Raw genomic sequence first — 20,391 nt, 5'->3', positions numbered from 1 at the left:
TAGAATGCACCTCCTCCACCTCAGGCATTCGGGGCACTCATGCACATCTCATCGGGCCGTTGGGTCTACGGTTTATCCCTGGCCCTGCTGACCGCGCTGCTCTGGGGCATTCTGCCGATCAAACTCAAACAGGTCTTGCAGGTGATGGACCCCGTCACAGTCACCTGGTTTCGCCTGGTCGTCTCCGGCAGTTGTCTGTTTATCTATCTCGCCGCCGTAAGGCGCCTGCCCAGTTGGCGCTCCCTCGGACCAAAAGGTGGCTGGCTGGTAGCAATCGCCGTGTGCGGCCTGATGGGCAACTATGTGCTCTACCTGGTCGGCCTCAAACTGCTGAGCCCCGGCACCGCGCAACTGGTGGTACAGGTGGGCCCGATCTTCCTGATGATCGCCAGCGTCTTCGTGTTCAAGGAACGCTTCAGCCTCGGGCAGGGCATGGGCCTGCTGGTGCTGATCATCGGCTTCGGCCTGTTCTTCAACCAGCGCCTGACCGAGTTGTTGACCTCCCTGGGCAGCTACACCGCCGGGGTGCTGACGATTCTCTTGGCCACCACCATCTGGACCTTCTACGCCCTGGGCCAGAAGCAGTTGCTGACGGTATGGAATTCGTTGCAGGTGATGATGGTGATCTACCTGTCCTGCGCGCTCTTGCTGACGCCATGGGCGCACCCGATGGAAGCGCTGCAACTGAGCCCGCTGCAAGGCTGGCTGCTGCTGGCCTGCTGTTTCAATACGCTGATTGCCTACGGCGCATTCGCTGAAGCCCTGGCCCACTGGGAAGCCTCGCGCGTCAGCGCCACCCTGGCGCTGACGCCATTGGTGACCTTCGTCGCGGTAGCGCTGGCCGCCTGGATGTGGCCCGAGTATGTGCACGCCGAAGACATCAATGCCCTCGGCTACGGCGGGGCCGTGTTGGTGGTGCTGGGGTCCGCGACCGTGGCGTTGGCGCCGTCGCTGTTCGCCGGGCTCAGGGCCCGGCGTGCACGATTGGCGTCTTAATGACCGGCTTCCAGCATGTTTTCCGGACGCACCCACTGGTCGAACTCTTCGTCCGTGAGATAGCCCAGCTTCAGCGCCGCTTCCCGTAGGGTCAGCCCTTCGGCATAGGCCTTCTTGGCAATCTCGGCGGACTTGTCGTAGCCGATGTGCGGGTTCAGCGCCGTCACCAGCATCAGGCCACGCTCAAGGTGCGCGGCCATTTGCTCGGCGTCGGGTTCCAGGCCGGCGATGCAGTGCTCCTGGAAGTTGCTGCAACCGTCGGCCAGCAGGCGGATCGATTCCAGCAGGTTGTGGATGATCACCGGCTTGTACACGTTCAACTGCAAGTGGCCCTGGCTGGCGGCGAAGCCAATGGTCACGTCATTGCCCAGCACCTGGCAAGCCAGCATCGACAGCGCTTCGCACTGGGTCGGGTTGACCTTGCCGGGCATGATCGAGCTGCCCGGTTCATTCGCCGGCAACTTGACTTCCGCCAGCCCGGCACGCGGGCCGGAGCCCAGCAGGCGCAGGTCGTTGGCGATTTTCATCAGGGCCACGGCCAGGGTCTTCAAGGCGCCGTGCAGGGTGGTCAACGGCTCATGGCCCGACAGCGCGGCGAATTTGTTCGGTGCGGTGACAAACGGCAGGCCCGACAGCGCGGCCAATTCCGAGGCAATCGCCTCGCCAAAACCGTGGGGTGAATTGAGCCCGGTGCCGACGGCAGTACCACCCTGGGCCAGTTCACACACGGCGGGCAGGGCGCTGCGGATCGCGCGTTCGGCGTAGTCGAGTTGCGCTATAAAGGCCGAGACTTCCTGGCCGAAGGTGATGGGCGTCGCATCCATCATGTGGGTGCGGCCGGTTTTCACCAGCTTCATGTGGCGCGCCGACAACTCTGCCAAACCACCAGACAGTTCACGGATCGCCGGCAACAGCTTCTCGGTGACCGCCTGCACGGCGGCGATGCTCATGGCGGTGGGGAAGCAGTCGTTGGAGCTCTGGGAACGGTTGACGTGGTCGTTGGGATGCACCGGGCTCTTGCCGCCACGGGGCTTGCCCGCCAGCTCGTTGGCACGGCCGGCGATCACTTCGTTGGCGTTCATGTTGCTCTGGGTGCCGCTGCCGGTCTGCCACACCACCAGGGGAAACTGGTCGTCGTGTTCGCCGGCGAGCACTTCGTCGGCGGCCTGTTCGATCAGCCGGGCAATGTCGGCGGGCAGGTCGCCATTGCGGTCGTTGACCCGGGCCGCAGCCTTCTTGATCAGGGCCAGGGCGTGCAACACAGCCAGGGGCATGCGCTGGTCGCCGATGGCGAAGTTCACCAGCGAGCGTTGGGTCTGCGCGCCCCAGTAAGCGTCATCCGGGACTTGCACTTCTCCCAGGCTGTCGGTTTCGATACGGCTCATCGGGCACACTCCTTCAGGTTCGTTTGCGCAGTTTAGGCCCTGATCGCCCGGTGGGGTTCCCTTAAAAGACTTTTCATCGGATTAAGCCCCGCAAAACCAGGCCCCACAAGGCGTGGGGTTGAGCCGCGGCGTTTTTTAGGCGCAGAATGGGCGCCCTTGGGGTCTTACCTCGCCTGCTAGAAAAGGAAACTCGATGACTCGTCTTCGTGCCATCTGTACCGCGGTTGCTCTGGTATGTGCCAGCGGCCAGGTTTTTGCCGATACCGCCAGCCACAACGCCAGTGCCGAAGCCTTCCTTACCCTGGCCCATGCCGACAAGCTGGGTACCCCGGTGTACATGCAAGTGCAACAAATGTTCGCCCAGCGTTTCGAGCAGACCAAGGCGCCTGCTTCCAAGCAAACCGTCCTGGACACCTACCAGGCCAAGGCCAACACCGCCCTGGACCAGGCCATCGGCTGGAACAAGCTCAAGCCGGACATGATCAAGCTCTACACCGACAACTTCAGCGAATCCGAGCTCAAGGACCTGGTTGCGTTCTACCAGTCGCCACTGGGCAAGAAAGTCCTGGAGAAAATGCCCCAGCTGACCCAGCAATCGGCCCAGATGACCCAGGCCAAGCTGGAAAGCGCAGTACCTGTGGTGAACAAGCTGCTGGAAGACATGACCAACGAGCTGACGCCAAAAGCCCCGGCCCCGGCCAAGAAGAAGTAAACAGGAATGACCATGCAACAGCGTATCGAATCGGCACTCGTCGCCCTGAGCCCGGAACACTTGAGCGTGCTGGATGAAAGCCATATGCACAGCCGTGGGTTGCAGACCCACTTCAAGGCCGTGCTGGTCAGCCAGCAGTTCGAGGGCCTCAACCGCGTCAAGCGCCACCAGAAGGTCTATGCCACGTTGGGTGACCTGATGAGCGAATTCCATGCGTTGGCGCTGCATACCTACACGCCTGAAGAATGGGCGAAAATCGACGCAGCCCCGGCCTCGCCGACCTGCGCCGGCGGTCACTGACACTGTGGCACATCAGCTTGATGTGGCGAGGGAGCTTGCTCCCGCTGGGCTGCGCAGCAGCCCTTCTGCCAATCACCGCGATCTTTCTGAAAGGTTGCAACTGCCTGGTTGGGGCCGCTCCGCAGCCCAGCGGGAGCCAGCTCCCTCGCCACAGTAAGAGGCGGTCCATAATCGTCGCCATTTTTGTTAGAATCCGCAACGCGCCGCTCAGTCGGCGCGTTTTTTTTGCATCCGGTTCACCCTTTACGAGGGTAGCCACCTGGAGAGAACACCCATGACTCAACCGATTGTCGTGGCGGCACTGTATAAGTTCGTCACCCTCGAAGATTACGTCGCCCTGCGCGAGCCACTGCTGCAGGCGATGGTCGACAACGGCATCAAAGGCACCTTGCTGATTGCCGAAGAAGGCATCAACGGCACCGTTTCCGGCAGCCGCGAAGGCATTGATGGCTTGATGGCCTGGCTCAAGAACGACCCGCGCATGGACGACATCGACCATAAAGAGTCGTACTGCGACGAGCAGCCGTTCTACCGCACCAAGGTCAAGCTCAAGAAAGAAATCGTGACCCTGGGCGTCGAAGGCGTCGACCCGAACAAGAAAGTCGGCACCTACGTCGAGCCGCAGGACTGGAATGCGCTGATCAGCGACCCTGAAGTGCTGCTGATCGATACCCGCAACGACTACGAAGTGTCCATCGGCACCTTTGAAGGCGCGATCGACCCGAAGACCACCAGCTTCCGCGAATTTCCCGACTACATCAAAGCCAACTTCGACCCGGCCAAACACAAGAAAGTCGCCATGTTCTGCACCGGCGGCATTCGTTGCGAAAAGGCCTCGAGCTATATGCTCAGCGAGGGTTTCGACGAGGTGTATCACCTCAAGGGCGGCATCCTGAAGTACCTCGAAGAGGTGCCGCAGGAAGAAACCAAGTGGCAGGGCGATTGCTTTGTGTTCGACAATCGCGTGACCGTGCGCCACGACTTGAGCGAAGGCGACTACGATCAATGTCATGCCTGCCGCACACCGGTCAGCGTCGAGGACCGTGCATCCGAACACTATGTAGCTGGCATCAGTTGCCCGCATTGCTGGGATAAGCTTTCAGAGAAGACCCGTCGCAGCGCGATCGACCGGCAAAAGCAGATTGAACTGGCCAAGGCCCGCAATATGCCGCACCCGATTGGCTACAACTACAAGCAATCCCCATCCTCCGAGGCCTGAGCCATGTCCGCACGCCTGCTCTATGTAATGGATCCGATGTGCTCCTGGTGCTGGGGTTTCGCCCCGGTGGCCAAGGCGCTGGTTGAGCAGGCCCAGGCCGCAGGCGTGGAGCTGCACCTGGTGGTGGGCGGCTTGCGCACCGGCAGTGGCGCGGCGCTGGAGCCGACGACCCGGCGCTATATTCTTGAGCATTGGCAGGCCGTGACCGACGCCACCGGCCAGCCGTTCAAGCGTGAAGGTGCACTGCCTGATGGTTTTGTCTACGACACCGAGCCTGCTTGCCGCGCTGTGGTCACTGCCCGCAGCCTGGCGCCGGATTGCGCGTGGAAACTGCTGGGCCTGATCCAGCAGGCGTTCTACGTCGAAGGGCGCGATGTGACTCGCGCCGACGTATTGGTGGAACTGGCCGAGACCGCTGGTGTGCCGCGTATCGAGTTCGCCGAAGCTTTTGACCGCGCCGACCAGCACGCGGCCACCGCGGCGGATTTCACCTGGGTCCAGGACCTGGGCATCGCCGGTTTCCCGACCTTGCTGGCGGAGCGTAATGGGCAACTGGCGCTGCTGACCAACGGCTATCAGCCGCTGTCCGAATTGGCGCCGCTGCTGAGCCGCTGGCTGGAGCGAGCTGCCTGTGCATGATCAGCCCGATCCCGTTGAGCAACCCAAGCGTGTCGACCGGCTGACCTGGGCGGAAGTCCGCCGCCTGGCGCTGCATCACAAGAAATCCCTGTGGATCGCCAATGGCGTCGCCGTGCTGGCAACCTTGTGCAGCGTGCCGATTCCATTGCTGCTGCCGTTGCTGGTGGACGAAGTGCTGCTGGGCCATGGCGATGCGGCACTGAAGGTGATGAACCACGCATTGCCCCTGGGTTGGCAGAAGGCCGCCGGCTATATCGGCCTGATGTTGCTGGTGACGTTGCTGTTGCGTTGCGGCGCCCTGGTGTTCAACGTGCTGCAGGCGCGGTTGTTTGCGCGGCTGGCCAAGGACATCGTCTATCGCATTCGCGTGCGGCTGATCGAGCGCCTCAAGCGCATTTCCCTCAGCGAATACGAAAGCCTGGGCAGCGGCACGGTGACCACGCACCTGGTCACCGACCTGGACACGGTGGACAAATTCGTCGGTGAAACCCTCAGCCGGTTCCTGGTGGCGATGCTCACCCTGGTAGGCACCTCCGGGATCCTGATGTGGATGCACTGGAAGCTGGCACTGTTGATCCTGCTGTTCAACCCGCTGGTGATCTACGCCACGGTGCAGTTGGGCAAGCGGGTCAAGCACCTGAAGAAGCTGGAAAACGACAGCACGTCGCGGTTCACCCAGGCGCTCACCGAAACCCTCGATGCGATCCAGGAAGTGCGTGCCGGCAATCGCCAGGGCTTTTTCCTCGGTCGCCTGGGCCAGCGGGCCCAGGAAGTGCGGGATTTTGCGGTCAATTCCCAGTGGAAAAGCGATGCCTCCAGCCGCGCCAGTGGCTTGCTGTTCCAGTTCGGTATCGACATCTTCCGTGCGGCGGCGATGCTGACGGTGCTGTTTTCCGACCTGTCCATCGGCCAGATGCTCGCGGTGTTCAGTTACCTGTGGTTCATGATCAGCCCGGTGGAACAGTTGCTGAACCTGCAATACGCCTACTACGCGGCGGGCGGGGCGCTGACGCGGATCAACGAACTGCTGGCCCGCGCCGATGAACCGCAATACGCGGGCGGTGCCGATCCGTTTACCGGACGCGAGACCGTCGGCATCGAAGTGCGCGGCCTGAATTTCGGCTACGGCGAGGAACTGGTGCTGGACCAGTTGAACCTGAACATCGCCCCGGGTGAAAAAGTCGCGATTGTCGGCGCCAGCGGCGGCGGCAAAAGTACCCTGGTGCAACTGTTGCTGGGGCTGTATACGCCGCAGGCCGGCAGCATTCGCTTCGGTGGTTCGACCCAGCAGGAAATCGGCCTGGAGACGATTCGCGAGAATGTCTCCGTGGTGCTGCAGCACCCGGCACTGTTCAATGATACGGTGCGCGCCAACTTGACCATGGGCCGCGAGCGCAGCGACCAGGCCTGTTGGCAGGCGCTGGAAATTGCCCAGCTGGACACGACCGTCAAGGCGCTGCCGCTGGGCCTGGACAGCGTGGTCGGACGCTCCGGCGTGCGCTTTTCCGGTGGGCAGCGTCAACGCCTGGCCATTGCCCGGATGGTGCTGGCGGAGCCGAAAGTGGTAATACTCGACGAGGCCACCTCGGCCCTGGATGCGGCAACCGAATACAACCTGCACCAGGCGCTGGCGCGGTTTCTCAGTGGCCGTACCACCTTGATCATCGCCCACAGGCTGTCGGCGGTGAAACAGGCGGATCGGGTATTGGTGTTCGATGGCGGCCATATTGCCGAAGATGGCGACCATCAGCAGTTGATTGCTGATGGTGGCTTGTACGCCAAACTTTACGGACACTTGCAACAAGTGCGGTGATTTAGCCTACGCTGAGCTATCAGGAGCGGTTTTCACTCGCGTGCGTATTTTAGTTGTGCATGTGCAAGGGACCTCATGAAGCAAAAGCAGACTCTCGGAACCCCTCGGTTATTGGGCATTGTGTGGCCTTTTATCGCCGTCGTGCTGTTCCAGGCATTGTTAGGCTGCGTCAGTCTCTACGTACTCTCGGCGGTGCGCGGTTATGTGGCGGGCGAAAGCCTGTGGTCCAAGGGCCAGAAAGACGCGATCTTTTACCTGACGCTCTACGCCGACAGCCGCGACGAAGCCACCTTCCTCAAATACCAGAACGCGATTGCCGTACCCCAGGGCGGGCATGAGCTGCGGCTGGCCCTGGACCGCCCGACGCCGGACCTGCCTGCCGCGCGCCAGGGCATCCTCAAGGGCGGTAACCACCCTGACGACGTTTCCAGCCTGATCTGGCTGTACCTCAACTTCCGCCATTTCAGTTACCTGGAAAAAGCCATTGAACTGTGGACGGTGGGCGATGGCTACCTTGTGCAACTGGACGACCTGGCCCAGGAGATGCACCGAGCGATCATGGCCAATCAGGTCAGCGGCAGCGACGTACACCGCTGGAAGCAGCGGATCTTCGCGATCAACGACGGGGTGACGCCGGCCGCGAAAGCCTTCAGCGATGCCCTGGGTGAAGGCTCGCGGATGATCCTGCGCCTGCTGCTGGTGACCAACCTGGCCACGGCACTCGGCTTGATCGTGCTGGCGCTGTTGCGCACCCACAAGCTGCTGGCCCAGCGGCATGCGTTTGCCGACGCGCTCCAGTTGGAGAAGGAGCGGGCGCAGATCACCCTGGAGTCGATTGGCGACGGAGTGATCACCACCGATGTCGACGGCGCCATTGCGTATATGAACCCGGCCGCCGAAGCCCTGACCCATTGGAAAGCCGCCCAGGCCCAGGGGCTGCCGCTGGCGGCGCTGTTCAACCTGCTGGACGAAAATGCCCAGGCCGACGGCTTTACCCTGATCGAACACATATTGGGCGGCCAGCTCGGTGGGGGCAGCGAGCACTCCAAGCTGATCCAGCGCCTGGACGGCACCACCGTGTCCGTCACCCTGGTGGGCGCGCCGATCCGCAGTGCCGGCAAAGTCGTCGGCGCGGTGCTGGTGTTGCACGACATGACACAGGAACGCCAGTACATCGCCAACCTGTCCTGGCAGGCCACCCACGACGCCTTGACCGGCCTGGCCAACCGCCGCGAGTTCGAGTTCCGCCTGGAGCAGGTGCTGCACAACGTCGGGCGCCAGCAAACCGGGCGCCATGCCTTGATGTTCCTCGACCTGGACCAGTTCAAGCTGGTCAACGACACCTGCGGGCATGCCGCGGGGGATGAACTGTTGCGGCATATCTGCGCGCTCTTGCAGTCCGACCTGCGTGAAGGTGACACCCTGGCCCGGCTGGGGGGCGACGAGTTCGGCATCCTGCTGGAGAACTGCCCGGCGCCGGTGGCGGAAAAAATCGCCGAAAGCCTGCGCCACACCGTGCAGAGCCTGCACTTTGTGTGGAAAGGCAGGCCGTTTGTCACCACCGTGAGCATTGGCCTGGTGCACATCACGCACGCCCCGACCACCCTGGAGACTTCCCTGCGAGCCGCCGACATGGCGTGCTACATGGCCAAGGAAAAGGGCCGCAACCGGGTGCAGGTGTATCACGCCGATGACTCGGAATTGTCCCTGCGCTTTGGCGAGATGGCCTGGGTGCAGCGCCTGCACATGGCGCTGGAAGAGAACCGTTTTTGCCTGTACGCCCAGGAAATCGCGCCCCTTGGGCACACCGAACAGGGGGATGGGCATATCGAAATCCTGCTGCGCCTGCATGACGAGGCGGGGCGGATCATCCTGCCGGACAGTTTTATCCCGGCCGCCGAGCGTTACGGCTTGATGACCTCCCTGGACCGTTGGGTGGTGGAAAACGTGTTCAAGATCATCGCGGGCTGCATGCGTGAGCGCCCGGGCCGGCCCATGGCCATGTGCGCGATCAATCTGTCAGGCACTACCATCGGCGATGAGGACTTTCTTGGGTTCCTGCGTGAGCAATTCATTGCCTATGGCATTCCACCGGAAATGATTTGTTTTGAAATTACAGAAACCAGCGCTATAGCGAATTTGGGTAGTGCGATTCGTTTTATCAACGAGCTCAAAGAGTTAGGGTGCCATTTCTCCCTGGATGACTTCTGCGCCGGGATGTCCTCGTTCGCATATCTTAAACATTTACCTGTAGACTTCTTGAAGATCGATGGAAGTTTCGTAAAGGATATGCTGGACGACCCGATTAACCGCGCTATGGTCGAAGTGATCAATCACATCGGTCATGTCATGGGTAAGCGCACAATTGCCGAATTTGTCGAGACACCCCAGATCGAACAAGCCTTGCTTGAGATCGGGGTCGACTACGCTCAGGGATACCTGATCGAGCGACCGCAGTTGTTTACCTTTGATAGTTTGCAGTGTCGACCTGTGCGACCGCAGCCTCTGTTATTCAAGGCGCCTGGCACGTTCCGATGAAACATTTGCTGGTCTGTACATATCACAAATCAAAAGGAGCCCGACAGTGATCGACACATTCAACAGAACCGGCCCGCTTATGGAAGCCTCAAGTTACCCCGCCTGGGCGCAACAGCTGATCCAGGACTGTAGCGAGAGCAAGCGTCGCGTTGTCGAACACGAACTGTACCAGCGCATGCGCGATAACAAGCTCAGCGCCAAGACCATGCGCCACTACCTGATTGGTGGCTGGCCGGTGGTTGAACAGTTTGCGTTGTACATGGCACAGAACCTCACCAAGACCAAATTTGCCCGCCATCCTGGGGAGGACATGGCGCGCCGCTGGCTGATGCGCAATATTCGCGTGGAACTCAACCACGCCGATTATTGGGTGCATTGGGCCCGCGCCCATGGTGTCAGCCTGGAAGAATTGCAGGCACAGGAAGTGCCGCCGGAGCTGCATGCACTGAGCCACTGGTGCTGGCACACCAGCTCGGCCGATTCGCTGATTGTCGCGATTGCCGCCACCAACTACGCCATCGAGGGGGCCACTGGGGAGTGGTCCGCCGTGGTGTGTTCCACCGGCGTCTATGCCGCGGCTTTCCCTGAGGAAGACCGCAAGCGCGCGATGAAGTGGCTGAAGATGCATGCCCAGTACGATGACGCACATCCCTGGGAAGCCCTGGAAATCATCTGCACCCTGGCCGGCATGAACCCGACCAAGGAACTGCAGGTAGAGCTGCGCCAGGCGGTCTGCAAGAGCTACGACTACATGTACCTGTTCCTGGAACGTTGCATGCAGCTGGAAAAGTCGGTGGCCGCCCCCCGCAAACAACCGGCCCTGGTTGCCAGCGAGGCGTAAACGGGGTGATGGCGGGGTAAATTACCCCGCCATTGCCAGCCGATTGCGGCCTTCACGCTTGGCCACATACAAGGCACTGTCCGCCCGGCGCAACAGGCTCTCGGCGGACTCTCCCGCCAGCAAGGTCGAGCAGCCCAGGCTCACCGTCAATTCGATCCGCTCATCATCCGCCCAATAATCCTGGGCCTGTGCCGCCTGGCGCAGGCGCTCGCCGACCATCGATGCCGCGTCCCGGCCGGTGTTGGACAGCAGGATCAGAAACTCTTCCCCGCCAAACCGGAACACCATGTCCACATTGCGCAGCTGGCTCTTGATCGAGGCGGCGACCGCCTTGAGCACCTTGTCGCCCGTGGCATGGCCGTGGCTGTCGTTGATGTGCTTGAAGTGGTCGATGTCCAGCATCAGCAAGGACAGGGGTTGCAGGTGCCGGCGAGCCATGTCGATTTCCCGTTGCAGGGTCTGGTCCATGGCGATGCGGTTACCGGTTTCGGTCAGTGGGTCGCGCAGGGCACTGCGAGTCGCCGCACGGTAGAGCAGCGCATTGCGCATCGGGTAGAGCAAGGTGGCCAGCAGCGATTCCAGGTTGGCCAGTTCGTCTTCGAGAAAGCGTTGGTTGCGCCGAAACACCAGTTCGCCAAGGTGCTCGCCTTCATGGCTGAGGGCATAGCTCACCGAATGATGGCCGCGGTGACCGTACTCCAGGCGCAGGTCGCTGGCTTCGTGGCGGTATTGCAGGGCGTCCAGCGGCACCAGGCGTTGGATCTCGCGGAAGAACAACGCAAGGATATGCTCCGGCTCCAGGCTGGTTTGCAATTGCATGCCCAGTTGCTGGCGAAGTTGCTCAACCGTCGCGGGGCGTCGTGTAAGAAGGGAAGGCTGACCAAAGCCCAGGCGTTGCAATTTGGCGCTGTCGAAGTCAATTGCGTTGGTCTGGGTCGGTGTTTTCATAAGCGAATGAGCCTCTAAGCACAAAACTGTCTTACAGGCTGGGTGAGAGCGTCGTACTGTTCCTTCAGTTCCGTAGGACTGACGTACAGTCTAGCCCGGTTTGTCTAAGGGTATAACTGCCGCACGTCTTATAGCCGGGGCCGCGTCGCCGCGGGCCCCGGGTTAGGGCTTATTGTTTTTGCGGGTCGAACTGCTTGTCGCGGATAAACAGCGCTGGGATCACGCCGCAGATAAAGTACGCGCCGCCCATGACCAGGAATCCCACGCCAATCGAGCCATGGGACGCCAGGAAACCAATGGCTGCCGGTGCCACCGCCGCGCCGATTCGGCCAATGTTGTAGGCGCCGCCCACTGCCGAGCCGCGAAATTTCGCTTCGAAGCTTTCGGTCATGTAGGTCGCATTCACGCCGTAGGGGATGCCGTACAGGAAACCGAACACAATCAGCATCCACAGGATGTTGTCCGGGCTCTGGAACAGCACGATCACCGGCAGGAAAATCGCCGTGCCCAGCGCGCCGACGGCGAACACCAGGCGCCGGCCCAGGCGGTCTGCCGCGAGCCCGGCGAGGATCTTGCCGAAAATCATCGCCGCGTAGGTGCCGACCATGTAGCTGGTCATCGACTTGAAGTTCATCCCCAGCTCGCCTTCCAGGTACGACGGCATCCAGTTGTTCACGCCGTAGTAGCCGAACTGCAGGAAGCCTGCGGTCAGTGCCCAGAGGATAAACATGCGGCTGGCTTTCGGGTCGCTGAAGATCAGCTTGAACATGCCGTCGGGTTTCTTCGCCGACACGCGCTTGATGCCTTCGGCCTTTTCCCGGGCACGTTCGGCCTGGGCCTTGATCCAGGCTTGCGGCTCCGGCACCAGGCGTTGCATCAGTACGGCGAGGATCACCGGGATGATCGCCACGTAGAACAACCAGCGCCAGCCGTGGTTCGGCAGGATCCAGCCGGCGAGCAGGGTGGCGACGATATAGCCCACCGACCAACCGGCCTGCAAGGTGCCGAGCACGGTGGTGCGATAGCGGGTCGGCACGTATTCGGCCATCAGGGTGTTGCACGCGACATACAGCGCGCCGAGGCCCAGGGACGCGAAGAAACGGGTGCTCGCGAACTGCCAATAGCTGTGGGTCATGCCCAGGATCGCCGTGCCGGCGGAGAACAGCACGATGCTCCAGACCACGGTTTTCACCCGGCCAAAACGGTCACAGGCCCAACCGCCGTAAATCCCGCCGATGGCCATCCCGGCCAGGGTGAAGCTGCCCAGGCTGCCGGCTTCGACGCTGGTCAGGCCGAACTCGGCCTTGAGGCTGCTGAGGCTGTAGGACAGCAGCATCAAGTCGGCACCGTCGATCAGCAGGCCGAGGAAGCAGAAGATGAATACGATGATCCACAGTTTGTTTTGCGCGGGCGACAACGCACCCGCCGAAGCGGCGACTTCCATAGCGATACCTTGTTGTAGTTGTTAGGGCACAAGTTATGGGTGTTGCGGTAATGCGGTTGGAACACGGTCACTGTAGGAGCTGGCTTGCCTGCGATGGCATCGCCGCGGTGTTACTGCCAGACCGAGTTGTCTGCATCGCAGGCAAGCCCGCTCCCACATGGGTTTTGTGTTGTTCCCGGGGTTCAGTGCTTGGCCTCGCGAATCATGTTGCGGGCGATCACCAATTGCTGGATCTGCGTAGTGCCTTCATACAGGCGGAACAAGCGCACATCGCGATAGAACCGCTCGATGGCGTACTCGCTCACATACCCGGCACCGCCGTGAATCTGCACACAACGGTCGGCCACCCGACCGCACATCTCCGTGGCGAACATTTTCGAGCAGGACGCTTCGGTGCCGATGTTCAGGCCTTCGTCACGCTTGCGCGCAGCGTCCACCACCATGCAGCGGGCGGCGTAGATCTCGGCCTTGCTGTCGGCGAGCATCGCCTGGATCAACTGGAACTCGGCGATCGGCTGGCCGAACTGCTTGCGTTCCAGGGCGTAGTTCAGGGCATCGTTGAGCATGCGCTCGGCGGCCCCGACGCTGACGGCGGCAATGTGCAGGCGGCCCTTGTCGAGCACCTTCATTGCGGTCTTGAACCCCACGCCTTCGACGCCACCGATCAGTTGGTCGGCCGGTACGCGCACGTTGTCGAATATCACGTCGCAAGTGTGGGCGCCTTTCTGGCCCATCTTGTGGTCGCGCTTGCCCAGGGACAGGCCGGGGGTGTTGCGCTCGACAATGAATGCACTGATGCCGCCCGCGCCCTTGATGTCCGGGTTGGTACGGGCCATCACCGTGTAGATCCCGGCGTGGGGGGCGTTGGTGATAAAGCGCTTGGTGCCGTTGATGACATAGTGGTCACCGTCGCGCACCGCCGTGGTTTTCAGCGAGGCGGCGTCGGAGCCGGAGTCCGGCTCGGTCAGGCAGAACGAACTGAGCAGTTCACCGCTGGCGAGTTTTGGCAGGTAGTGCTGCTTCTGCGCCTCGGTGCCGTCCAGCAGGATGCCGATGGAGCCGATGCCGTTGTTGGTGCCGAAGTAGGAGCGGAATGCCGGCGAGGTGCGGCCCAGTTCAAAGGCCACGTTGACCTCTTCTTCCATGGTCAGCCCGAGGCCGCCGTAGGCTTCAGGCAAGGTCAGGCCAAACAGGCCCAGCTCGCGGAACTGGCTGACGATATCCGCCGGGACGTCATCGGTCTCGGCCAGTTCGTTTTCCCGGGGGATCAGCGCCTCGTTGACGAACTGCTGCAGGGTTTCCAGCAACAGATGAAGCGTTTCGGGGTCTCGGATCATGTGCATTCCTCAGCGGCCCGTTCGGCGGGCCTGTTGTCGTCAATCTGCCGAGGCCTTGCACCGATCTGTCTAGCGGGCGGCGGCCTCGATGTTGTTCACCATGTGCTTGAGACGGGGCCCGATGTCGTCCTCGAGTTTCTCCCGGGAAAGGTGAAAACTCGGTCCGCCACAGTTGAACGTCAGCAGCCCATGTTGTGCATGCAGCAGCGGTACGGCGATGGCGTTTACATCGCGGTGCCACTCACCGATCGACATGCAGTAGCCGAAGTCGGTGTAATCCCGGAAGGCACGTTCCAGACCCTTCCTGATGCCCGGCCAATCCTCCAGATGACGCTGGCGGATATGGTCGAGGATAAATTCCCGCTCGTTTTCCGGCATCGCTGCCAGGCAGGCGCGGCCTGCGGAACTCAAGTGCAACGGCAACCGTGTGCCGACCTGGCGGCGCATGGTCATGTTGGCTTCACCCTGGACCACGTCCAGGTAAACCATGTCCAGGCGGTCCCGCGTGGCCATCGCCACCGCGGCCTGGGCGTACTTGGCCATCGTCTCCATCAGCGGATGGGCCACGGCCCGCACCGACAGGTTCGACAGCATTGCGTAACCGAACGCCATTACGCCCACATCCAGCTGATACCGGCCTGACTGCGGCAGGTGCTTGAGATAGCCCAAGCGGGTCAGCGTATGGGTCATCCGCGTAATCGTCGGCTTTGGCAGCCCGGTCTTGCGTGCCAGCTCCTGGTTACCCAGCACGCTTTCGCTGGGGGTGAAGCAGCGCAGCAATTCCAGGCCTCGGGCCAGGGCGGTGACGAACTGGCGGTCCTTGTCTTCTTCCTCGTCGGCATTCATCGGATCGATCAGCAAGTGCTCGAAGGCGTGGTTGCCGGCAGGTGTTTCGGGTGTGTTCGGGTCCAGGTTTCGACGGCGCATGTTAGTCTCCCTTTTTTTAGAAAATCAACAAAACAAAATTGTATTCCGCACAGCGAAACTAATCAACTTTGCGTGGCGTTGTCTTTTTGTTTAATAAAACTCGTCTAAACAACGAGTTATAGCCCGATTTATCGGAGGGTCAGGTTTTTACGTTTACATCACGGCGACTCGGTCCTTATGATTATCGCTAAATACGGAATGTTGTTTCGCATAGCGAAACTGGCGACATCCGAACTAACAAGAACATTGCAGCAGGAGAATTTGTGGCCAGCCTCGACCAACCCGTAGTGCACCTCGACGTCCAGGACAATGGCGTCGCCGTGGTACGCATCCATCGTCCCGAAGTGAAAAACGCCTTGAACGCCCAGGTTCGCGAAGAGCTGGCCGAGCACTTTCGTGCCCTGGCCAAACGCCGTGATGTGCGCGCCATCGTGCTCACCGGCGGCGACCAGTTCTTCGTGGCCGGTGCCGACATCAAGGAATTCGCCAGCGCCAGCCCGATCGAGATGTATCGCCGCCACACCGAATACCTGTGGGAAGCCATCAGCCGCAGCCCCAAGCCGGTGATCGCCGCGGTGAACGGGTTTGCCCTGGGCGGCGGTTGTGAGCTGGCCATGCATTGCGACCTGATCGTCGCCGGGGAATCGGCGCGCTTCGCCCAGCCCGAGGTCAAGTTGGGCCTGATGCCGGGCGCCGGCGGCACCCAGCGCCTGGTACGCGCCGTGGGTAAGTTCCAGGCCATGCGCATCGCGTTGACCGGCTGCATGGTCAAGGCCCCGGAAGCCCTGGCCATGGGCATGCTCAGCGAAGTGGTGGCCGATGACCAGACCATCCCCCGCGCCCTGGAACTGGCCGCGCAGATCGCCGCCTTGCCGCCACTGGCGGTGGAACAGATCAAGGAAGTGATGCTGGCCGGCGCCGACCTGCCGCTGGAAAGCGCGCTGGTGTTGGAGCGCAAGGCCTTTCAACTGCTGTTCGATTCGGCAGACCAGAAGGAGGGCGCCGCGGCGTTCTTCGAAAAACGCACCGCGAACTACCTGGGGGAATGACAATGGCTGATTCAATCAAGATCATGGGCCTGGTAGGCACCGGCGTGATGGGCGCCGGGATTGCTCAGATTGCCGCTCAGGCGGGCGTGTTGGTGCGCTTGTTCGATGCCCGCGACGGTGCGGCGCAAACCGCTCGGGATAACCTCGGCGCCACGCTCTCGAAGCTGGCCGCCAAGGGCAAGATCACCCAGGCAGCGGTGGACGCTGCGCTTGCGAACCTGCAAGTCGCCGCCACCATTGAGGCGCTGCACGACTGCGACCTGGTGGTGGAAGCCATTGTCGAAAACCTCGAGGCCAAGCGCGGCCTGTTGCAGCAGCTGGAAGGTGTGGTCAGCGCGGCGTGCATCCTCGCCACCAACACCTCGTCGCTGTCGGTCACGGCCATCGCCACCGGCTGCCAACACCCTGAGCGGGTCGCCGGGCTGCACTTTTTCAACCCGGTACCGTTGATGCGCGTCGTCGAAGTAATCGACGGCCTGGCCACCGCACCGAAGGTCGGCGATGACCTGTTGGCCTTCGTCGCCCGTACCGGCCATCGCGGCGTGCGCGCCAAGGACACTCCGGGTTTCATCGTCAACCACGCCGGCCGTGCGTACGGCACCGAAGCCTTGAAGATGCTCGATGAAGGCATTGCCGAGCGCGGCGACATCGACCGTATCCTGCGTGAAGGCGCAGGCTTTCGCATGGGGCCGCTGGAACTGCTGGACCTCACCGGGCTCGACGTTTCCCACCCGGTGATGGAGTCGATCTACAACCAGTTCTATCAGGACCCGCGCTACAAACCATCGCCCTTGACCCGCCAGATGCTGGTGGGCGGACGCTTCGGGCGCAAGAGCGGGCAGGGCTTCTACCGCTATGAAAATGGCCAGGTGGTGGACGGCCCGCAGCCGCAGCCGGTGCCTTCCATCAAGCAATTCCCGCCGGTATGGATCGCCACCGAAAACGCCGAAGACTACGAGCGCCTCAGCGCCCTGGTGATCGAGTTGGGCGCACACCTTGAAAGCGCGGCGCAGCCTTCGCCTGAAGCGTTGTGCCTGCTGGCGCCCTACGGTCTCGACGCCACCTCGGCCAGCGAGCGCTTCCACACTGACCCGGCACGCACCCTGTGCATCGACCTGCTGACCGACCTGTCGCGCCACCGCACCCTGATGCAAAACCCGCTGACGTCCACCGCCACCCGCGATGCCGCCCACGCGTTGCTCGCCAATGACGGTGTAGGTGTGACAGTGATCAGCGACAGCGTCGGCTTCGTTGCCCAGCGCACCCTGGCGATGGTGGTCAACCTGGCCTGCGATATCGCCCAGCAACGCATCGCCAGCGTCGACGACATTGACCAGGCCGTACAACTCGGCCTGGGTTATCCACAAGGCCCGCTCGCCTGGGGCGATGCCCTCGGGCCACGGCGCATCCTCACGATTTTGCAACGCATGAGCGAACTCACCCACGACCCACGTTATCGCCCCAGCCCCTGGCTGCGGCGGCGTGCCGTGCTGGGGATTTCCCTGCGTCATGAAGAGCCGGCAGTCGGCTGATTTCGATTCATCACAGGACAAGAATAATGGGTGCATTGACAGGTTTGCGGGTGCTGGACTTAAGCCGGGTATTGGCCGGGCCCTGGTGTGGCCAGGTGTTGGCCGACCTGGGCGCGGAAGTGATCAAGATCGAACGGCCACAGAGTGGCGACGATACCCGCGGCTGGGGCCCGCCGTGGATGAAGACCGACACCGGCGAGTCATCCGGGCAGGCGTCTTATTACCAGTCCACCAACCGCGGCAAACTATCCGTGGCCATTGACCTGGCCACCAGCGAAGGCCAGGAACTGGTGCGGGCCCTGGCGGCCAGCTCCGACGTACTGATCGAAAACTACAAGGCCGGTTCCCTGGCGCGTTATGGCCTGGATTACGCGACCCTGGCCGAGATCAATCCACGGTTGGTGTACTGCTCCATCACCGGCTTCGGCCAGACCGGCCCGCGCGCCGAAGAACCCGGCTACGACTTCATCATCCAGGGCATCGGCGGCCTGATGAGCATCACCGGCGAACGCGACGACCTGCCCGGCGGCGGCCCGCAAAAAGTCGGCGTGGCGTTCTCCGACCTGATGACCGGCCTGTATTCCACCGTCGCGATCCAGGCCGCGCTGCTCAGCCGCGAACGCACCGGCGTTGGCCAACACATCGACATGGCGCTGCTGGACGTACAAGTGGCAACCCTGGCCAACCAGAGCATGAACTACCTGGCCTCGGGCAAGGTGCCGCAGCGTTTCGGCAACGCCCACGCCAACATCGTGCCGTACCAGGTATTCCGCGCCGCCGACCGCGACTTCATTATTGCCTGCGGCAACGACAGCCAGTTTGTAGCGCTGTGCCACAGCATCGGTTTGCCGCACCTGCCGGAAGACCCGCGCTTTCGGCGCAATGCCGATCGGGTTGCGCATCGGGCGGAGATTGTCGAACTGTTGTCGGCGCACTTCCTGGGGCGCACGGCGGACGAGTGGGTGGCGAGTATTCACGCCTCGAAAGTACCGGTGGGGGCGATCAACAACATCGCGCAATCCCTGGAAGAGCCGCAGGTGATTGCCCGTGGGTTGATGGTGAAGATCCCGCACCCCAGGAATCCGCAGTTCGAGATGGTCGGCAGCCCGATCAAGATGTCGGGCACGCCGGTAGAGTATGTAAGGCCGGCGCCGATGTTGGGGCAGCATACCGATGAGGTACTGGGCGAGCGCCTCGGGTTGTCGGCAGAGCAGTTGGGGCAGCTCAAGGCAGGAGGGGTGATTGAGCAACTCGACTGAAGGATGGCGGCCCATAAGGCCGCCATCTTTGCGCACGACTTTTTAGCGCGCGACTTCTTTAAGGTAGGCAGTTCGGGCCGCAACGGCAGTCGGCGTGAAATCCGTAAACACACCGTCAACACCGGCGCGGAAAAAGGCCATGTATTCCGCCGCCGGGCTGCCCTTGTAGGCGCCGGCCAGGTATTTGGCTTCGTTGCGGAAGGTGAAAATATGCACGAACAGGCCGGCCTTGTGCGCATCGCTGATCAGGCTGGTGGGCTTGAAGGTATCGACCTCGGGCAAGCCGGGGTTATGCGCTGAAGCGGCGGTCAGCGACATCGCTTGCGGCTTCCATGGCCCGATGCCGTCGGCATAGGTCTTGACCTCGGCCAGCCCGGCCGGGGTCAGCATCGCACCAAAGGCGCGTGGGTCGCCGGCGACGGTCCAGCTGTAGGGGCGGCCGCTGACGAAGGTGTTGGGTTTGTCGGTGATGAAAATGGTCTCGCCGGTCTTGAAGTTCACCCCGTTCCCATCCACCAGTTGAACCGCCCTGGTTTGCAGGCCGATGGAGCGCAGGTATTTCAGGCTGTTCGGGTCGAAGCTCTGCACGAACACCGGCGCGTCTTTGCGATTGAGGTTGTTGTCTTCAAGGGTCTTGAGAAACGCCGCTTCGAACGGATGACTGCCCGGCGAGCCGCAGCCGTTGGCGATGGCCTGGGCATTGTTCCAGATCGGGTTCTTGCTTTCCGGGTAGGTGGTAATCACGCGGCCCGTGATGGCGCTTTTGGCTTTCGCGATGTCGATCACTTCCTGGAAACTCAGGATCGGCAGCTTGCCGTTGAGTTCGGTCGGGCGCTCGTCGCGGGCGTCGTACGTCGTGCCGCCGATCCATTGCTTGAGTTCGGCCAGGGTGAAATCGCTGATTGACCAGTCGTTGGTATGGTCTTCGCCATCCACGATCAAGGACTTCAACACGGATTTTGGATCGTTGGGGTCAGTCAGATCACTCAGGTACTGGGCCGGGCCATTTTCTGCAGTGGCCGGATACCTGACGTTAACCAGTACACCCGGCACCGTGCGCTTGCGGCGTGCAACTTCGGGATTGGTCTTCGCGACGTCGCTGATGTTGGTGTTGTCGCTCAACCAGGGATTGTGCCGGGCCACCAATACACAGTCCTTGGTCATGTGCAGGTCCAGCTCCAGCGAATCCGCACCAGCGTCGGCTGCATGCTCGTAGGAGGCCCGGGTTTCTTCCGGGTACAGTCCTGGCAGGCCGCGATGGCCGATAACCAGCGGTGGTGCACCGTCCAGGGTTTTGAACGAAGCAGGCGCGACAGGCGCGTTCCTGGTCACACTGTCACACGCGCTCACCGTCAGGCTGCATCCGATAACGATAAAACGGGCAAGCAGGGTTTTTACCGCTGGCGGGCCTGAGCGAGTGTGCATGTGTCGTCCTTCAAGAAGAGGGTAGGG

17 protein-coding genes are annotated in these 20,391 nt (G+C 61.9%); 11 read left to right on the top strand and 6 right to left on the bottom strand.

Translation table 11 applies throughout. From position 1 onward, the window contains the following. Positions 1-39 precede the first annotated feature (39 nt). Positions 40-996, top strand: a complete 957-nt coding sequence (locus HX786_RS07695; protein ID WP_003216745.1) for a DMT family transporter — start codon at positions 40-42, stop codon at positions 994-996. Here the strand turns inward: HX786_RS07695 and HX786_RS07690 are convergent. Continuing rightward, positions 993-2,381, bottom strand: a complete 1,389-nt coding sequence (locus tag HX786_RS07690; RefSeq protein WP_003216744.1) for a class II fumarate hydratase — start codon at positions 2,379-2,381, stop codon at positions 993-995. The genes HX786_RS07695 and HX786_RS07690 overlap by 4 nt on opposite strands. Before the next feature lie 193 nt (positions 2,382-2,574). Here HX786_RS07690 and HX786_RS07685 point away from each other — a divergent pair, with 193 nt between their 5' ends. From HX786_RS07685 to HX786_RS07655, 7 genes are all read left to right on the top strand, one after another. Beyond that, positions 2,575-3,093: a DUF2059 domain-containing protein gene (locus HX786_RS07685; protein WP_003216742.1), complete on the top strand. Its 519-nt coding sequence runs from the start codon at positions 2,575-2,577 to the stop codon at positions 3,091-3,093. Positions 3,094-3,099: 6 nt separating this feature from the next. Continuing rightward, positions 3,100-3,393 (top strand): BolA family transcriptional regulator, encoded by a 294-nt coding sequence (locus HX786_RS07680; RefSeq protein WP_003216739.1) that lies wholly within the window; start codon positions 3,100-3,102, stop codon positions 3,391-3,393. Between the two features lie 274 nt (positions 3,394-3,667). After that, complete coding sequence (locus HX786_RS07675; RefSeq protein WP_003216738.1) at positions 3,668-4,612, top strand: rhodanese-related sulfurtransferase; 945 nt, start codon at positions 3,668-3,670, stop codon at positions 4,610-4,612. Between the two features lie 3 nt (positions 4,613-4,615). Next, positions 4,616-5,251 (top strand): DsbA family protein, encoded by a 636-nt coding sequence (locus tag HX786_RS07670; protein ID WP_008433236.1) that lies wholly within the window; start codon positions 4,616-4,618, stop codon positions 5,249-5,251. Then, a complete protein-coding gene (locus HX786_RS07665; RefSeq protein WP_177047103.1) occupies positions 5,244-7,064 on the top strand; it encodes an ABC transporter ATP-binding protein in 1,821 nt (606 codons plus the stop codon). Before HX786_RS07670 ends, HX786_RS07665 begins: the two co-directional genes overlap by 8 nt. A 75-nt stretch (positions 7,065-7,139) precedes the next feature. After that, on the top strand, positions 7,140-9,602 hold the full coding sequence (locus tag HX786_RS07660; protein WP_177022150.1) for an EAL domain-containing protein: 2,463 nt from the start codon (positions 7,140-7,142) through the stop codon (positions 9,600-9,602). A gap of 79 nt (positions 9,603-9,681) precedes the next feature. Beyond that, positions 9,682-10,443, top strand: coding sequence for a TenA family transcriptional regulator (locus HX786_RS07655; RefSeq protein WP_218166164.1), 762 nt, complete (start codon positions 9,682-9,684; stop codon positions 10,441-10,443). 21 nt (positions 10,444-10,464) lie between these two features. On the opposite strand, the gene HX786_RS07650 is transcribed toward HX786_RS07655, so the two are convergent. The 4 genes from HX786_RS07650 to HX786_RS07635 all read right to left on the bottom strand — a co-directional run bounded on the left by HX786_RS07650 (position 10,465) and on the right by HX786_RS07635 (position 15,099). Beyond that, on the bottom strand, positions 10,465-11,391 hold the full coding sequence (locus HX786_RS07650; protein WP_003216729.1) for a GGDEF domain-containing protein: 927 nt from the start codon (positions 11,389-11,391) through the stop codon (positions 10,465-10,467). Positions 11,392-11,560: 169 nt separating this feature from the next. After that, entirely contained in the window at positions 11,561-12,835 is a 1,275-nt protein-coding gene (locus HX786_RS07645) for an MFS transporter (protein WP_003216727.1), read from the bottom strand. Positions 12,836-13,017: 182 nt separating this feature from the next. Then, positions 13,018-14,172 (bottom strand): acyl-CoA dehydrogenase family protein, encoded by a 1,155-nt coding sequence (locus tag HX786_RS07640; protein WP_003216725.1) that lies wholly within the window; start codon positions 14,170-14,172, stop codon positions 13,018-13,020. 69 nt (positions 14,173-14,241) lie between these two features. After that, the gene (locus HX786_RS07635) at positions 14,242-15,099 is read right to left on the bottom strand and encodes an IclR family transcriptional regulator (RefSeq protein WP_008433245.1); all 858 of its coding nucleotides are present in this window, start codon (positions 15,097-15,099) and stop codon (positions 14,242-14,244) included. 263 nt (positions 15,100-15,362) lie between these two features. Here HX786_RS07635 and HX786_RS07630 point away from each other — a divergent pair, with 263 nt between their 5' ends. Genes HX786_RS07630 through HX786_RS07620 form a run of 3 tightly spaced genes read left to right on the top strand, consistent with a single transcriptional unit; the run spans position 15,363 to position 18,939 of the window. Beyond that, positions 15,363-16,148 (top strand): enoyl-CoA hydratase, encoded by a 786-nt coding sequence (locus HX786_RS07630; protein ID WP_178911903.1) that lies wholly within the window; start codon positions 15,363-15,365, stop codon positions 16,146-16,148. A gap of 2 nt (positions 16,149-16,150) precedes the next feature. Further along, positions 16,151-17,680, top strand: coding sequence for a 3-hydroxyacyl-CoA dehydrogenase (locus HX786_RS07625; protein ID WP_178911902.1), 1,530 nt, complete (start codon positions 16,151-16,153; stop codon positions 17,678-17,680). Positions 17,681-17,706: 26 nt separating this feature from the next. Next, positions 17,707-18,939 (top strand): CaiB/BaiF CoA-transferase family protein, encoded by a 1,233-nt coding sequence (locus tag HX786_RS07620; protein WP_003216714.1) that lies wholly within the window; start codon positions 17,707-17,709, stop codon positions 18,937-18,939. Positions 18,940-18,981: 42 nt separating this feature from the next. Here the strand turns inward: HX786_RS07620 and HX786_RS07615 are convergent, their stop codons facing one another. Beyond that, entirely contained in the window at positions 18,982-20,364 is a 1,383-nt protein-coding gene (locus HX786_RS07615) for a glycerophosphodiester phosphodiesterase family protein (protein ID WP_178911901.1), read from the bottom strand. Positions 20,365-20,391 lie beyond the last annotated feature (27 nt).

The sequence above is a fragment of the Pseudomonas sp. 21615526 genome (assembly GCF_013386245.1).
GTDB lineage: Bacteria > Pseudomonadota > Gammaproteobacteria > Pseudomonadales > Pseudomonadaceae > Aquipseudomonas.
The sequence above is the reverse complement of the archived record's forward strand: the minus strand, read 5'-3'. Positions and strand labels throughout refer to the sequence as shown.

Excerpts from the sequence above, each read along its gene's own strand:
- HX786_RS07660 (WP_177022150.1), top strand. The coding sequence starts at position 7,140 with ATGAAGCAAAAGCAGACTCTCGGAACCCCTCGGTTATTGGGCATTGTG.
- HX786_RS07655 (WP_218166164.1), top strand. The coding sequence starts at position 9,682 with ATGGAAGCCTCAAGTTACCCCGCCTGGGCGCAACAGCTGATCCAGGAC.
- HX786_RS07675 (WP_003216738.1), top strand. The coding sequence starts at position 3,668 with ATGACTCAACCGATTGTCGTGGCGGCACTGTATAAGTTCGTCACCCTC.
- HX786_RS07640 (WP_003216725.1), bottom strand. The coding sequence starts at position 14,172 with ATGATCCGAGACCCCGAAACGCTTCATCTGTTGCTGGAAACCCTGCAG.
- HX786_RS07645 (WP_003216727.1), bottom strand. The coding sequence starts at position 12,835 with ATGGAAGTCGCCGCTTCGGCGGGTGCGTTGTCGCCCGCGCAAAACAAA.
- HX786_RS07650 (WP_003216729.1), bottom strand. The coding sequence starts at position 11,391 with ATGAAAACACCGACCCAGACCAACGCAATTGACTTCGACAGCGCCAAA.
- HX786_RS07685 (WP_003216742.1), top strand. The coding sequence starts at position 2,575 with ATGACTCGTCTTCGTGCCATCTGTACCGCGGTTGCTCTGGTATGTGCC.
- HX786_RS07625 (WP_178911902.1), top strand. The coding sequence starts at position 16,151 with ATGGCTGATTCAATCAAGATCATGGGCCTGGTAGGCACCGGCGTGATG.
- HX786_RS07620 (WP_003216714.1), top strand. The coding sequence starts at position 17,707 with ATGGGTGCATTGACAGGTTTGCGGGTGCTGGACTTAAGCCGGGTATTG.
- HX786_RS07690 (WP_003216744.1), bottom strand. The coding sequence starts at position 2,381 with ATGAGCCGTATCGAAACCGACAGCCTGGGAGAAGTGCAAGTCCCGGAT.
- HX786_RS07695 (WP_003216745.1), top strand. The coding sequence starts at position 40 with ATGCACATCTCATCGGGCCGTTGGGTCTACGGTTTATCCCTGGCCCTG.
- HX786_RS07680 (WP_003216739.1), top strand. The coding sequence starts at position 3,100 with ATGACCATGCAACAGCGTATCGAATCGGCACTCGTCGCCCTGAGCCCG.
- HX786_RS07670 (WP_008433236.1), top strand. The coding sequence starts at position 4,616 with ATGTCCGCACGCCTGCTCTATGTAATGGATCCGATGTGCTCCTGGTGC.
- HX786_RS07635 (WP_008433245.1), bottom strand. The coding sequence starts at position 15,099 with ATGCGCCGTCGAAACCTGGACCCGAACACACCCGAAACACCTGCCGGC.
- HX786_RS07615 (WP_178911901.1), bottom strand. The coding sequence starts at position 20,364 with ATGCACACTCGCTCAGGCCCGCCAGCGGTAAAAACCCTGCTTGCCCGT.